We start from the raw sequence: 15,213 nt of genomic DNA on the forward strand, positions 1-15,213 counted from the left end.
TTCGTAGTTAGTTGTATCTACTTACATAATTAAACGAACTCCACCTAATTCTGAAACACGGTAAGAGAACTTGTCTCCAGGTGAACCAATGAACATAAAGTTTTTAGGAATTCCCCATTTCTCCGATAGTTCAGTGATAATTTCTGGTCCAAAAACACCTTGCATTTCGATGAACTCAATATCAATTTCAGGATAAGCTCTGTCTAAGACCTTTATATCAGCTATTAATAAAGTATTTGAAACACCATCTGTATTTACATTAACAACTTTTAATTTTTTAGTAGTTTCATTTCCTTGAACATATTGCATTACTTTATTCAACACTGCGATATCGTCTCCTTTGGTAAAAAAAACAAATTCTTGAGAGTTAATTTTAAGATGCATTTTTGATAAGTATCGATTGCTTAAAACCACCATTTTTCGCAAAGGCTGATAAAAATATTGTAACGCATCAATTAAAAACTGAATAAGAATGGTACGGTTAAGCATAATAGATACAAATACTAAGGCTGGGATAAGGTATTTTATAAAGATATAGAAGGAATCAATATTCAGTTCCATATTACCAAGAAATGCTGCAGCAATGAAACTTACAGCAATTACGACCACAATGCCTCTTGCTCTTTCTGGTCTTGGCAACCTTTTACGTTTAAATTTCAACAATAAATTTCCGAGACCAAACAAGATCATTACGGCTAAAAAGGAAAATGTATAAACACCTGCTAACGACTCAATATGTCCGTTTGTTGCGAATAAAACGGATAAACACAACACTAAAAAACTTATAATAATACGGTAATTAGAGCCACGTTTATTTTGCTTTAAAAAATAATTTGGCAGAATACGGTCCAAAGTCATGCGATTTAGCAAACCTGAAACTCCAACAAAAGAGGTTAAAACAGCACCACATAAAACAAGAGCAGCATCGACAGCAATTAGACCTGCTAACCACGAACCACCTGTCATATGTCCTAAGTAAGCCAATAACGATTCTTTATGTTCGCCAACTTCAGCAAGCGGAATAATACAGATTAATAATAATGCTATAACGGGATTAAAAAAACTTACAATGGCCCACATATTACGCAAGGTCTTCGGGAAAACACCTTGTTCTTGCTCTTCTACAAAATTGGCAGAACTTTCAAAACCAGATATTCCTAACATTGCTGCAGAAAAACCTAAAAATAATGCAGACATAATGGAACCAGAACTAACTGGCATGGCCCAATTGATGTGAAAAGTATCTAAACCAGAATTAAAAATAAACCAAACAGATGCTAATACTAATAGCGTTAAGGACGCTAAATGTGTGATAAAGATAACTACCGCCACTATCGCCGACTCTCCAATTCCTAAAATAGTTAACAATGTAAAAACAATCAATACTATAATTGTGGCTACCGTGACGTTCAGTCCTTCAAATATTCCGTGTAAATAATGCATTCCTTCTGAAGCCGAAATTACTGCTGTCGCCATATAGGAAAGTACTGTAAGAGTAGCCGCCATAGAAGCTAATCTTTTTGTAGATGTATTTAAAAGTACATTGTAAGCTCCACCGTTTAGCGGAATAGCACCTACAACTTCTCCATAGATTTTTCTGAACATAAATAAAACAATACCAACTACCAGCAATGAAATCCAAGCATACTGCCCAGCATATAATAATGTTAATGATGAAACATATAAACAAGAAGAACTAATGTCATTTCCAGAAATTGCAGTAGATTGCAGTTCGTTTAATTTTTTGTGTAAAACTTTTTTCATTTAGAAAGACAGTTGAGATTTTGTTGATGTCGAGATTAATTGTAAAAAATAGCTCTTATTGAAGTTCTTTTTTTTAGCAGTATTATAAATTTACTTTTATTTATCGGCTTTAACAAAAAATCGTAAAAAACTTTAAAGCACTATTTAAAAATAATTTGAAGCAAATACAGCTGTAGACTTAGATCTAATAATGGGGAAGAAGAATTCGTAAACAATGAGTTTTTAACCGTGAATTTTCGACTATTTACTATTATGTTTTTTATTTCAGCAATTTTACTTGTAATTATGCAGTAATCGCAAAGCTTCTTCTTGAACCTTTTTTTGAAAAAAACCAGTCCATCCTAACATAAAACCTTTAAAGCCAAAAGCTTGTTGAGCCCAATGCCACATATCAAATGAATCGGTATGCTTAATGATAAGGCCATCTTTAAAAAGAAATTCTGCAGATACTATATTCACAACTTTTCGATTGCTTTTCTTAAAATTATAAGTAGTTACCCAACGAGCCGTACCTAAAAAGTCATCGGCTTTAATTTTTGATACCTCAATCTTTACTGTTCCTCCATTTTTTGAGAAAAGCATTTGCCACATCTTTAAAACTTCTTCTGCTTTTAACAGTCCAAAAACGGGATCTCTAAATTGAATTTCTGGATGGTAAAATGAAGCCATCTTTGCAGCATCTCCATTTTTAAAAGCATGGTAAAAATCGCTAATTGTATTTTCGTTAGCATTCATATCTAAGCTTAATTTATTTCGTTGAATTTTCTTTATCTATTTTTTACAATAAACTGATTGCGGCAGCGGTTTCAAAAATTTTATTAGTATTGTGATATATCGTCGAAAAATACGTCGATTTATTAATTGCTGTAAAATTTCCAACTTGATTACTGAACGTGTTTTTCTTGCCGCTAATATTAAAACGAATGTCCTGAATATTAGTAGTTTTCAGACGTTTCATCTCTGCAACAGTAAAATTATAGTAAGTGATTGCTTGTCCATTCGTATATTCTCGATAATTTTTGTCTGTACAAAGAATAAACGACACGTCTTTTAAGTCCACATAAACATTTCCAGAAATAATAAAGTTTTCGTCAGTAGTTTTTACAGCTAATTTTAAAATACCACCAGTTTCTGTACTTGCAATTTGAATATTTATTGCTCCACTTAATACATAACTGTTACAAATGAATTCCCAATTTGGAGTTGCGCTGTAACTATTGCTTTTATATTTAATAGATTCTTGTGCATTGCAAAAAAGTACAATAAAAAACAGGAGAAGAACTGTATAATTTTTTGAGATCATGATATAAATATTTATAGGTTGATAGTATTTTTTGAAAATAAGAAAGCCAGTTAAATTTTTAGGTTTAACTGGCTTTTGTAGTATTTAATTATATCAGCTTAAAATTCTTTTCTATCGCTTTTATCATTTCTCCCGCCACATCCTTATTAGTGGCTCCCTCAATTCCTTCTAGACCAGGAGAGGAGTTTACCTCTAATAACAATGGACCTTTTGCCGAACGAATAATATCAACACCTGCTACTTTTAAATCCATTGCTTTGGTAGCTTTTATCGCAATACGCTTTTCTTCAGCCGTTACTTTAATAATAGAAGCTGTTCCACCGAGGTGAATATTTGCTCTAAATTCGCCAGGCATCGCTTCTCGCTGAATAGCAGCAACAACTTTTCCATCAATTACAAAACAACGAATATCTTTTCCGTTGGCTTCTTTAATGAATTCTTGCACTAATATATTCGCATTTAAACTTTTAAATGCGTTAATAACGCTTTCTGCTGCTTTTTTTGTCTCAGCCAAAACAACACCTTTGCCTTGTGTTCCCTCTAATAATTTTACAATCAGTGGAGAGCCGCCAACCATTTTTATTAAATTATCAGTATCCAAAGGAGAATTAGCAAATCCTGTAGTTGGAATTTCAACACCGTGATTTAGTAATAATTGTAAAGAGTATAATTTATCTCTAGACTGTGTGATTGCTGAAGCGGAGTTCAAACAAAATACCTTTAATGCTTCAAACTGTCTTGTTAAAGCGCAGCCGTAAAAGGTCATACTTGGTCGAATGCGTGGGATAATAGCATCAAATTGATTCAAGATAATTCCGCCACGATAATGTATCTCCGGTTTTTTAGCATCTAACTTCATGTAACATTCTTTGATATTCAAAAAATGCATTTCGTGTCCGCGCATTTCGCCCGCTTCCATGATGCGTTTATTGCTGTATAACTCCGGATTACTCGCTAACAAACCGATTCGTAAACCAGATTTTGCTTTTTCAGAATTTTTATATAATTCTTTTAGACTTTCGGTCGTCGGTTGTCCCAAAAGATATTTTTGTTCAGGATCAACCAAAATTCTTCCGCTCATGGCTTCTCTACCTAAAAGCATTCGAAATCCCATAGAATCTCGATTGGTAAGCGTCATTTCAATAGGCCATTTGGTGCTGCCAATTTCTACAATAGTTTGTATTACATATCTTTGCTCACGGTAACCACTAGAACTTTTAACGATCCTTTTGTCTACCAATGGAGCTTCGCAATGAATGATTGTTTTACTATTATTTTGAATTGGATTGATGTCAAATTTCACCCAATTAGCATCATTTTTTATAAAAGGCGCAATGTTAACTGCGTGTAAAGCCGATGTTTTAGCTCCCGAATCTACACGAGCTTTTATCGTAGGAATTCCTAAATCAGGAAACGAACACCATTCTTCACTACCAACGATAACTTTATTTTGTAGCATAAGCTATATGTTTTACTTAGTTTTTATATCAAAAGTAGCTATTACTTTTTAATAAATAACAGTTTTTGATGAAAGAAAACCCCCGTTATGTTATAAAAACACAACGGGGGCATAGACTCTGTTATAAAACAATTTTTATTTATTGATTAGAAGGCTCTTCAGCTTTTTTTACGTTTACAGTAAGTTCTTTGTCCTCTTCATTCAAATCGATTAAGATTTCATCACCAACTCCAATTTTTGAAGTGATAATTTCTTCAGCCAAAATATCTTCAACATATTTCTGAATCGCTCTTTTTAAGGGTCTTGCTCCAAATTGTTTATCAAATCCTTTGTCTGCAATAAAAGCTTTTGCGGTATCGGTTAAATTTAATTTGTACCCCAATTCTGCAACACGAGAATATAATTTTTTCAATTCGATTTCAATAATCAAATCGATATCATGTTTCTCTAAAGCATTAAATACAATTACATCGTCAATTCTATTCAAGAACTCAGGAGCAAACGTTTTTTTCAAAGCATTTTCAATAATACTTTTCGAATTCTCATCCGCTTGGGCTGCCCTTGCAGAAGTTCCAAAACCAACTCCTTGTCCAAAATCTTTCAACTGACGCGCTCCAACATTAGATGTCATAATGATAATAGTATTCTTAAAATCAATTTTTCGTCCTAAACTATCAGTCAAATAACCGTCATCTAAAACTTGTAACATCATATTAAATACGTCTGGATGTGCTTTTTCAATCTCATCCAAAAGCACTACACTGTAAGGTTTTCTTCGAACTTTTTCGGTTAACTGACCACCTTCTTCATAACCAACATATCCTGGAGGTGCACCAACTAAGCGAGAAATTGCAAATTTCTCCATGTATTCGCTCATGTCAATACGAACTAATGCATCTTCAGAATCAAATAATTCTCTAGCTAGAACTTTTGCCAATTGTGTTTTACCAACACCCGTTTGACCCAAGAAAATAAACGAACCAATTGGTTTATTAGGATCTTTAAGACCCGCTCTATTTCTTTGAATAGATCGGGCAATTTTTAACACCGCTTCATTTTGCCCAATAACCTTAGCTTGTATTAGTTCTGGTAATTTTGCCAACTTGTTACTTTCTGTTTGTGCAATACGATTTACCGGAATACCGGTCATCATAGAAACTACATCGGCAACATTATCTTCGGTAACTTCAATTCTATTATTTTTAGAATCTTCTTCCCATTGTTCTTGAGCAATTGCTAATTCTTTTTCGATGCGTTTTTCATCATCTCTAAGTTTGGCTGCTTCCTCATATTTTTGCTTTTTGACTACTACATTTTTCAATTCGCGAACATCTTCTAACTGACGCTCTAAATCTAAAATTTGCTTTGGAACATCAATATTTGTAATGTGTACACGTGATCCAGCTTCGTCTAATGCATCAATAGCTTTGTCTGGCAAGAAACGTTCCGACATGTAACGATTAGTCAATTTTACACAAGCCTCAATAGCTTCTGGCGTATAAATCACATTATGGTGATCTTCATATTTCTCTTTAATATTATTCAAAATAGTAATAGTTTCTTCTACCGAAGTAGGTTCAACAATTACTTTTTGGAAACGTCTTTCTAAAGCACCGTCTTTTTCAATATACTGACGGTACTCGTCTAAGGTAGTCGCTCCAATACATTGAATCTCTCCTCTAGATAGTGCCGGTTTAAACATGTTGGATGCATCTAAAGAACCTGTTGCGCCACCAGCGCCAACAATGGTATGAATTTCGTCAATAAAAAGGATAATATCATCATTCTTTTCCAATTCATTCATTACCGCTTTCATTCGCTCTTCAAACTGTCCTCTGTATTTAGTTCCAGCTACTAAACTTGCTAAATCTAAAGTTACCACGCGTTTGTTAAATAAAATACGTGAAACTTTTTTCTGAATGATACGCAAAGCCAAACCTTCAGCAATAGCAGATTTTCCAACACCCGGTTCACCAATAAGCAAAGGATTGTTTTTCTTTCTACGACTTAAAATTTGAGAAACACGTTCAATTTCTTTCTCACGTCCTACCACAGGATCTAATTTTCCTTCTTCGGCCATTTCTGTTAAATCTCTCCCAAAGTTATCTAAAACCGGTGTTTTAGATTTCTTGTTAGACTTATTGGCTGGATTATTAAAATTACCTTCTTTAAGACTGTCATCTTGTCCTGCATCATCGTTATACGATTCATTTCGAGGCAAGTTTTCTAAAAATTCTTCTTCGTTTGGAGTCATATTTAAGTATTGTTCTTTAGCTACATCATAATCTATTTTTAGTTTATGAAGCAACTTGGTTGTGGGATCGTTTTCATTTCTTAAAATACACAACAGCAAATGCGCAGTGCTTATAGAGGTGCTTTGAAATACTTTTGCTTCTAGAAAAGTTGTTTTTAGCGCTCTTTCAGCTTGGCGTGTTAAGTGTAAGTTTTTCTTCTCGACGCTAGGTTCGGCGGTTACGTTGGCAGGACTTAGTATTTCGACTTTTCTACGCAAATGGTCCAAATCAACATCAAGGTTATTTAGGATACTAATTGCTTTTCCGTTACCGTCTCGTAAAATGCCTAGCATTAAGTGTTCGGTACCTATAAAGTCGTGACCCAAACGCAAAGCTTCTTCTTTACTATACGTAATAACGTCTTTTACTCTTGGTGAAAAATTGTCGTCCATAATATATTGTTGGTATTGTAAATTTAGTGAATTACTGTTTCAAAAACAAAAACCGTACCCGTCAGGAAACGCTGTCAGCTAATAGACGAAAAAAAAGGCAAAATCTACGTTAAACAGTACTTAATTTATTAACGAGTAACCTAAGAAAAGTTGTTGATAAAACATTTAAATAAGTGTAGTAAAATAGGCCTAAAAATTTTAAAAATCCGTATATTGGCACGTTTTGAAACTAAAATAATTATTTAATATAACAACTTATGTCTGAAGGAGAAAAGTTAATTCCTATTAACATAGAAGATGAAATGAAATCAGCGTACATCGATTATTCGATGTCTGTAATTGTATCACGAGCACTTCCTGATGTTAGAGATGGCTTAAAACCGGTGCATCGTAGAGTTTTATACGGGATGTACGATTTAGGAGTTTTTTCAAATAAAGCCCATAAAAAATCTGCTAGAATTGTTGGAGAAGTATTAGGTAAGTATCACCCACACGGAGATACTTCTGTTTATGATGCCATGGTACGTATGGCACAAGAATGGAGTTTACGTTATTTATTAGTGGATGGCCAAGGTAACTTTGGTTCTGTCGATGGCGATAGTCCTGCAGCAATGCGTTATACTGAAGCTAGAATGCGTAAAATTTCGGAAGAAATAATGGCAGATATAGAAAAAGAAACAGTTGATTTTCAATTGAACTTTGATGATACTTTATATGAGCCAAAGGTAATGCCAACGCGTGTCCCTACCTTATTGATAAATGGAGCAACAGGTATTGCTGTTGGAATGGCGACCAATATGCCACCACACAACCTTACGGAAGTTATTGATGGAACGTTAGCGTTTTTAGATAATAATGACATCGAAATTGATGAGTTAATGAACTTTATCAAAGCACCTGATTTTCCTACTGGAGGTGTAATATATGGTTATGATGGTGTTCGTGAAGCTTTTAAAACGGGTAGAGGACGTATTGTGATGCGTGCGAAAGTTGGTTTTGAAGAAGTAGACGGAAGAGAATGCATCATTGCAACCGAAATTCCGTATCAAGTGAATAAAGCAGACATGATTAAGCGTACTGCAGACTTGGTAAATGAGAAAAAAATAGAGGGTATTGCCAACATCCGTGACGAATCGGATAGAAATGGAATGCGTATCGTTTACATCTTAAAACGTGACGCAACGCCAAATGTTGTTTTAAATACTTTATATAAATACACACAATTACAATCTTCTTTTAGTGTCAACAACATTGCGCTAGTTAAAGGGCGTCCACAAATGTTGAATCTAAAAGACATGATTCACTATTTTATCGAGCACCGCCATGATGTTGTAGTTCGTAGAACACAATTTGAATTACGTAAAGCCGAGGAAAGAGCGCATATTTTAGAAGGTTTAATTATTGCTTCAGACAATATAGACGAAGTAATTGCGTTAATTCGTAGTTCTAAAAACACAGAAGAAGCACGTGAGAAATTAATCGAAAGATTTAAACTTTCTGACATTCAAGCTAGAGCAATTGTAGAAATGCGTTTGCGTCAATTAACAGGTCTAGAACAAGACAAGTTAAGAACAGAATACGAAGAGTTAATGAAGTTGATCGAACATTTGAAAGCTTTGCTAGCAGATGTAAATTTAAGAACGGCTTTAATTATGGAAGAATTAATTGAAATTCGTGATAAATACGGAGATGAACGCCGCTCGACTATAGAGTACGCCGGAGGCGATGTAAGTATTGAAGATTTAATTGCTGATGAAAATGTAGTGATTACGATTTCACACGCGGGATACATTAAACGTACCAACTTAAGCGAATACAAAACCCAAAATAGAGGAGGAGTTGGTCAAAAAAGTGCTGGTACTCGTGATCAAGACTTCTTAGAACATATGTTTGTGGCTACCAACCACCAATACATGATGTTCTTTACTCAAAAAGGAAAATGTTTCTGGATGCGTGTTTATGAAATTCCAGAAGGAAGTAAAACTGCAAAAGGAAGAGCCATTCAAAACTTAATCAACATTGAAAGTGATGATAAAGTGAAAGCATTTATTTGTACACAAGATCTTAAAGATCAAGAATACATCAATTCTCATAACGTAATTATGGTGACCAAAAAAGGTCAAGTAAAAAAGACGTCATTAGAACAGTATTCTCGTCCAAGAGTCAATGGAGTTGCTGCAATTACAATTAAAGAAGATGATGAATTACTAGGAGCAAAATTAACCAACGGAGAAAGTCAAATTTTAATTGCCGTTAAATCTGGTAAATTGGTTCGTTTTGAAGAAAGTAAAACACGTCCGATGGGAAGAACAGCCTCTGGAGTTCGCGGAATTACGTTGCAGGACGATAAAGATGAAGTGATTGGTATGGTTTCTGTTAATAAAGACGATATCAATAACACACAACTTTTAGTAGTTACAGAAAAAGGGTACGGAAAACGTAGCAAGATTGTAGATGAAGATGGCGTAGATGTGTACAGAATTACTAACCGCGGTGGTAAAGGAGTTAAAACACTTAACATTACTGATAAAACTGGCGCCCTAATTTCAATTAATGCGGTTACTGATGTTGATGACCTAATGATTATCAATAAATCAGGATTAACCATTCGTATGGCAGTAGATGACTTACGAGTTATGGGGCGTGCAACTCAAGGAGTTCGTTTAATTAACATTAAAGGAAACGATTCGATTGCAGCTGTAGCGAAAGTAATGAAAGATGATGAAGAAGAACTTATTGCCGAATTAACTGAAGGTCAAGAAATAAATGAAGCATCAGAATCAGAAGAATTAGGAGAAGAATCTAATGAAACTCCTGAAGCGGAATCATCTGAAGAATAAAATTTTTAAATAAACGTTGAACATAAATTAAAAAGTATGAAAAATAAAGTTGCAATAATGGCGTCAGCCTTACTAATTTCAGTAGCTAGTTTTGCTCAAAAAGATCAAATTAAAAGTGCTGAAAAATCATTGAAAAATGGAGATGCTCAAGGAGCTATTTCTATTTTAAATGATGCTGAAAACATGGTAGTAAACGCTAAAGACACAGAGCAGGCACAGTATTATTTTGTAAAAGGAAATGCATACTTGGATGTAGCTAATAAAGGTGTAGAAGAAGGGAAGTATCTTTCGTTATCTGCAGATGCGTATAAAAAACTATTAGAAGTTGAAAAAACATCTGGTAAATTGAAGTATTCTAATCAAGCAGCGGCCTCAATTACCGAAATTAAAGGTAAATTGATCAATAGTGCAATTGCTGACACACAGTCAAACAAAAGCAAAGAGGGAGCAAAAAAATTAAATGATGCTTATTTATTAGATAAAAAAGATACTATCAATTTGTATTATGCTGCATCTACTTTTATTAATGCTGGCGATTATGATACTGCTTTGACGATGTATGAGGAGTTAAAAAGGTTAAATTATTCAGGTAAAGGAACTTCTTACTTGGCAGTAAATAAAGTATCTGGAACTGAGGATGGTTTTACTACTGCAAACCAACGCGATATGGCAATTAAATTGGGTACGCACGAAAAACCTACCACTGAAAAAGTACCTTCAAAAAGAGGAGAAATTTATAAAAATATTGCTCTTATTTTAGTGCAAAAAGGAAAGATTGAAGAAGCTAAAAAAGAAATTGTTGATGCTAGAAAAGCAAACCCAGAAGACAGCTCTTTAATTTTAACAGAAGCAAACCTATACTTAGAAACTGAGGACTTCGAAACATACAAAAAATTAGTTGGTGAGGCTTTAGTAGCTGATCCTAACAATGCTGATTTAGTTTATAACTTAGGAGTAATTAGTTATAATGCGAAAAATTTTCCGGATGCTGAAAAATACTATTTGAAAGCAATGGAAATTGATCCAAATTATGCCAATGCATATGTGAATTTGGCAGCACTTAAATTGGAAGACGAAAAACCAATTATTGATGAAATGAATAAATTGGGAACTTCATCTAAAGATATGGCTCGTTACGATGTGCTAAAGAAGAAAAGAGAAGCAATCTTTAAAAGTACCATTCCTTTCCTTAAAAAAGCAGTTGATTTAGATCCTAAAAATGCTGGAGCATCTGAAACTTTATTAAGCGTTTATAGAGCTTTAGAAATGAAAGCAGAAGCTACTGCTTTGAAAGCCAAACTAGAATAAGAATTATTTTAAAAAATATTAAAAAGGTTAAGGTATGTTCGCATTTCTTAACCTTTTTTATTTATTTTTAAATTCGATATGACATCTAATTTCACAAACCTAAAACTATTATGGCTGAGTTACCTAAAGGAGATAAAAAATTACTAAACGCATGGGCTTTTTATGATTGGGCAAATTCGGTTTACACTTTGACAATTGCTTCAGCAGTTTTTCCAATTTTTTACGAGGCTTTATTTTCAGATCGATCGCACTACATATCCGTCTTTGGGTTGAGCTTAAAAAACTCCGCTTTAATAAGTTTTGTAACCGCATTCGCCTTTTTGATGGTCGCTTTTATTTCGCCTCTACTGTCTGGAATTGCAGATTATGTCGGTAATAAGAAGTCTTTTTTAAAATTTTTCTGCTACTTAGGAGCTTTTTCCTGTATCGGTTTATTTTGGTTTAGTCTAGACAATATTTACATCGGCCTACTGTTTTATTTTTTAGGTTTAATTGGCTACTGGGGAAGTTTAGTTTTTTACAACTCGTATTTACCCGATATTGCGTTTCCAGAGCAACAAGATCGCATTAGTGCCAAAGGATATTCTCTAGGCTATATAGGAAGTGTTTTATTACTAATTGTCAATTTAGCGATGATTATGATGCCCGACACTTTTGGAATTACTGGCACCAAAGGAGAAGCAGCAATGAAAGCAATGCGTTACTCTTTTATTATGGTCGGAATTTGGTGGATTTTGTTTAGTCAATACACATATTATTACATGCCTAACGGAAATAGAAAGAGTGATGAAAAATTATCCAAAGCATTTATCTTTAATGGATTTAAAGAGCTTAAAAAAGTTTGGGCTCTACTAAAAGAAAACATTGCTTTAAAACGATACTTGGGCGGTTTTTTTGTATCCAGTATGGCGGTACAAACCGTAATGCTTGTTGCTACTTATTTTGGCGCACAAGAAATTGAATGGTCATCTAAAGAAGAAGGAACCACCGGTTTAATAATTTGTATTTTGTTGATTCAATTTGTAGCAGTTCTAGGTGCGCTACTGACTTCTAGAGCTTCAGAGAAGTTTGGAAATATTCCAACTTTAATTGTTATCAACTGCATTTGGCTGGTGTTTTGTGGTTTCGCTTTTTTTATTAGTTTGCCAATTCATTTTTACATCATGGCCTCCGTCGCTGGTTTTGTAATGGGCGGAATTCAGTCTTTATCACGTTCCACGTATTCAAAGCTATTACCCGAAACAAAAGATACAACTTCGTTTTTTAGCTTTTATGATGTCGCAGAAAAAATAGGAATCGTGATTGGAATGTCAGTCTACGGTATCATCGATCAAATTACAGGAAGTCCACGATTAGCTATTGTTTTCTTAGGAGTGTTTTTTCTGATAGCGATTATTTTATTGAGACGAGTGCCAAAAAAAGGCGTTTTAAATTAATAAAACACCTTCACGAATAAATAGTTTGCTTATTAAATTTTTGAAATACTTCCAGATCCAGAAACATTCGTATCTCTTTTTTCGGGATTACCTTTGTATTTTATTGAACCAGAACCTGTGACTCTTGCAGTTAAATTTTCAGAACAAAAAAGCGTTAAATCTCCTGAGCCAGCAACAGTGACTTGTGCAATTTTTGCCTTTAAATTAGTGGTAGTTAGGTCTCCAGATCCAGATAATTTGCTCATTAAAGATTCAGTTGTTCCTGTAATAGCTATATCGCCGGAACCTGCCAAGATAATGGCTGTACTTTGTGCATCTACAGCTAGTTTTAAATCACCGGAACCCGTTAATTTCGCTGTAAAAGACTCTGCTTTAATTGTGTGTTTTGATACCACATCTCCCGAACCTACCAATTCTACTGCTGAAATAACCTCAAAAGGTACTGTGATGCGAATTGTTTTTCCGTTACTTGTACTAATATTGCTATTTTTATCGGTAAAAATTTTCAACACATTTCCTTCAACTTCAATTTTAACATGTGGCAATAAATTATCTTCCCCTTCTAAAAGTATAACACCTTCTTTTCCAGAAACTAAATCGACATCAAAAAATCCTGCTACTTTTACTTGATCATAGGTTGCAGTCTTTCGCGTTTCAGTAATCAAATTTCCATTTCCCTTAATTTTATTTTTTGAAGACCATTGTGCCTGAGCATTCATTGCTAAAAATAACGTGCAAACTGCAATTAATAGTGTTAACTTTTTCATGTTGATTGATTTAAATTATTGTTTTTTGATTAATGATACATTTCCGTAACTGGATGCAATGCTAAGTTTATTGATCCCCTTTTTTTTATAAAAACCTTGATAAGACTTAGAATTATTACTTTCATCTTTCGAATTAAATTCTAATTCAGATCCATACTTAAAGTTGCTGTACTTTGTATCTACAGCAAAATCAAACGGATAATTAGATTGAAAACCTAAAGAAATATCAGTGTAAGCAGCATTAATAGTAACATTTGATGCAATGGCATTTATGATTCCAACTTTGATTTCACTATACTTTGCAGTAATTTTAAATTGATCTCTTAACTCGTCAACTCTTAAAGTAAGGTAATTGCTAATTGCATCCAGATTTCGTACCGAATTAATTTTGATTGTACCGTATTTACTTGTGTATCTTAAATTATCTACATTTTGAATGTTCACATCGGTATAATCAGAAAGTAGTTCTAACTTATCACTTGTCGTAATTTGAAAGTCCGAATATTTAGCAATTATCGCCCCTGATTTTATATAGTCAATGTTAGAATCGTTACAGTATTCAATTTGAATTGTATTTTTAGTTCCATTCAATTTTCCTAAATTAATTTTTCCGTATTTACAGAAAATGTCTGTGCTCGATTCAGCATTTGAGATCGTAATGTTGCCATATTTATTATTGAGCTTAATCGATCCGTTTTTTGGAATTTTGATCACATAATTGATCTCAAAACTATTAGTACGACTACTATTATTGTTTAAATTTCCGAATTCGGTTTGAGCAGAAACCATCGACTTTAAAGCGTTAATCGTAACATCAATAGTATTAATGCGTTCGTTTACCCAACTTTCTTTGTTTCCGCTTACTTTAATAATTATATCCAAATCAATCTTATCTTCATTCCAAGTGGTTACCGAAATATTACCGTATTTATTATCAATTGTGATTCCTGCATCGGAATTAACTAAATAGGTTTTTTTTATAGTTTTTTGCTTGGTAACCGCCCAATTACCAGTATTGGCTATGGTAAAAAAGGGAAGAAGTATGGTCATAAAAACTAGGTTAAATTGTCTTCTCATGGAGTTCTTCATTAAGTTTTTCATTTTCATCAATTCGTTTCAAAACTTCCTGTAAAAAAGAAATTCGAGTTTGAAAATTGCTAATTAGTGCATAAATTATTTGTTTGCTCTCACCATTTTTTTGTAATTCAACAACTATTTTCTCATAATCTGCATCCAAAACTTTCATCTGCTTCAGTGCATCTGCAACAATTTTCTGATTTTCATTTGATTTTTTTTCTTTCAACACAATCAATTGATTTTCTATTAAAACTGTAAAAATAGAATCGGTTCGTTTGGTTTCCTTAGAAGCAAATTGCAAGTCATTTTGTTTTTCAACAGGTTGGTAAAACAATGAAAAGCCAATTAAAATCGCGATAGAAGCGGCAATGGCAAAAGAAAACGTATAGCTTTTCTTCTTGGACTTAGAACTCAATCGATTCATAAAATCTAAATCATGTTCCTTATTCAGTTCCTTAAAATCCCACTGCGATTCAAATTTCTCAAAAACCTGTTCTAAATTTATTTTTTCCTTTTTCATATATCTAAAATTTATTTTTAGAATTCATTTTTAATTTCGGTATTATAATGGAT

General features: G+C 33.5%; 11 protein-coding genes. 3 read left to right on the forward strand and 8 right to left on the reverse strand.

The features are described from left to right. Positions 1-21: 21 nt before the first annotated feature. The 5 genes from AP058_RS08400 to AP058_RS08420 form a co-directional block, all read right to left on the reverse strand. Positions 22-1,764 (reverse strand): APC family permease, encoded by a 1,743-nt coding sequence (locus tag AP058_RS08400; protein WP_066309147.1) that lies wholly within the window; start codon positions 1,762-1,764, stop codon positions 22-24. Between the two features lie 273 nt (positions 1,765-2,037). Beyond that, positions 2,038-2,499 (reverse strand): nuclear transport factor 2 family protein, encoded by a 462-nt coding sequence (locus AP058_RS08405; protein ID WP_066309152.1) that lies wholly within the window; start codon positions 2,497-2,499, stop codon positions 2,038-2,040. A gap of 43 nt (positions 2,500-2,542) precedes the next feature. Next, positions 2,543-3,067 carry a hypothetical protein gene (locus AP058_RS08410; protein WP_066309153.1) on the reverse strand — a complete coding sequence of 175 codons (525 nt, stop codon included), beginning with the start codon at positions 3,065-3,067 and terminating at the stop codon, positions 2,543-2,545. A gap of 88 nt (positions 3,068-3,155) precedes the next feature. After that, the gene (rimK, locus tag AP058_RS08415; RefSeq protein WP_066309155.1) at positions 3,156-4,526 is read right to left on the reverse strand and encodes a 30S ribosomal protein S6--L-glutamate ligase; all 1,371 of its coding nucleotides are present in this window, start codon (positions 4,524-4,526) and stop codon (positions 3,156-3,158) included. 139 nt (positions 4,527-4,665) lie between these two features. Next, entirely contained in the window at positions 4,666-7,212 is a 2,547-nt protein-coding gene (locus tag AP058_RS08420; RefSeq protein WP_066309158.1) for an ATP-dependent Clp protease ATP-binding subunit, read from the reverse strand. 257 nt (positions 7,213-7,469) lie between these two features. On the opposite strand from AP058_RS08420, the gene gyrA reads away from it, so the two are divergent. The 3 genes from gyrA to AP058_RS08435 all read left to right on the forward strand — a co-directional run bounded on the left by gyrA (position 7,470) and on the right by AP058_RS08435 (position 12,796). Then, complete coding sequence (gyrA, locus tag AP058_RS08425; RefSeq protein WP_066309160.1) at positions 7,470-10,052, forward strand: DNA gyrase subunit A; 2,583 nt, start codon at positions 7,470-7,472, stop codon at positions 10,050-10,052. Positions 10,053-10,088: 36 nt separating this feature from the next. Next, complete coding sequence (locus AP058_RS08430) at positions 10,089-11,360, forward strand: tetratricopeptide repeat protein (RefSeq protein ID WP_066309163.1); 1,272 nt, start codon at positions 10,089-10,091, stop codon at positions 11,358-11,360. 110 nt (positions 11,361-11,470) lie between these two features. Next, positions 11,471-12,796, forward strand: coding sequence for an MFS transporter (locus AP058_RS08435; protein WP_066309167.1), 1,326 nt, complete (start codon positions 11,471-11,473; stop codon positions 12,794-12,796). Positions 12,797-12,828: 32 nt separating this feature from the next. Here the strand turns inward: AP058_RS08435 and AP058_RS08440 are convergent, their stop codons facing one another. Genes AP058_RS08440 through AP058_RS08450 form a run of 3 tightly spaced genes read right to left on the reverse strand, consistent with a single transcriptional unit; the run spans position 12,829 to position 15,160 of the window. Further along, positions 12,829-13,563 (reverse strand): head GIN domain-containing protein, encoded by a 735-nt coding sequence (locus tag AP058_RS08440; protein ID WP_066309169.1) that lies wholly within the window; start codon positions 13,561-13,563, stop codon positions 12,829-12,831. Between the two features lie 15 nt (positions 13,564-13,578). Beyond that, on the reverse strand, positions 13,579-14,640 hold the full coding sequence (locus AP058_RS08445; protein WP_066309588.1) for a hypothetical protein: 1,062 nt from the start codon (positions 14,638-14,640) through the stop codon (positions 13,579-13,581). Next, a complete protein-coding gene (locus tag AP058_RS08450) occupies positions 14,624-15,160 on the reverse strand; it encodes an anti-sigma factor (protein WP_066309171.1) in 537 nt (178 codons plus the stop codon). Before AP058_RS08450 ends, AP058_RS08445 begins: the two co-directional genes overlap by 17 nt. Between the last annotated feature and the right edge of the window lie 53 nt (positions 15,161-15,213).

The sequence above is a fragment of the Flavobacterium sp. TAB 87 genome (assembly GCF_001529295.1).
In the GTDB taxonomy this organism is placed as follows: Bacteria; Bacteroidota; Bacteroidia; order Flavobacteriales; family Flavobacteriaceae; genus Flavobacterium.

Bases quoted from the DNA above. Each gene is read 5' to 3' on its own strand.
- AP058_RS08400 (WP_066309147.1), bottom strand. From the start codon at position 1,764: ATGAAAAAAGTTTTACACAAAAAATTAAACGAACTGCAATCTACTGCA.
- AP058_RS08405 (WP_066309152.1), bottom strand. From the start codon at position 2,499: ATGAATGCTAACGAAAATACAATTAGCGATTTTTACCATGCTTTTAAA.
- AP058_RS08410 (WP_066309153.1), bottom strand. From the start codon at position 3,067: ATGATCTCAAAAAATTATACAGTTCTTCTCCTGTTTTTTATTGTACTT.
- rimK (WP_066309155.1), bottom strand. From the start codon at position 4,526: ATGCTACAAAATAAAGTTATCGTTGGTAGTGAAGAATGGTGTTCGTTT.
- AP058_RS08420 (WP_066309158.1), bottom strand. From the start codon at position 7,212: ATGGACGACAATTTTTCACCAAGAGTAAAAGACGTTATTACGTATAGT.
- gyrA (WP_066309160.1), top strand. From the start codon at position 7,470: ATGTCTGAAGGAGAAAAGTTAATTCCTATTAACATAGAAGATGAAATG.
- AP058_RS08430 (WP_066309163.1), top strand. From the start codon at position 10,089: ATGAAAAATAAAGTTGCAATAATGGCGTCAGCCTTACTAATTTCAGTA.
- AP058_RS08435 (WP_066309167.1), top strand. From the start codon at position 11,471: ATGGCTGAGTTACCTAAAGGAGATAAAAAATTACTAAACGCATGGGCT.
- AP058_RS08440 (WP_066309169.1), bottom strand. From the start codon at position 13,563: ATGAAAAAGTTAACACTATTAATTGCAGTTTGCACGTTATTTTTAGCA.
- AP058_RS08445 (WP_066309588.1), bottom strand. From the start codon at position 14,640: ATGAGAAGACAATTTAACCTAGTTTTTATGACCATACTTCTTCCCTTT.
- AP058_RS08450 (WP_066309171.1), bottom strand. From the start codon at position 15,160: ATGAAAAAGGAAAAAATAAATTTAGAACAGGTTTTTGAGAAATTTGAA.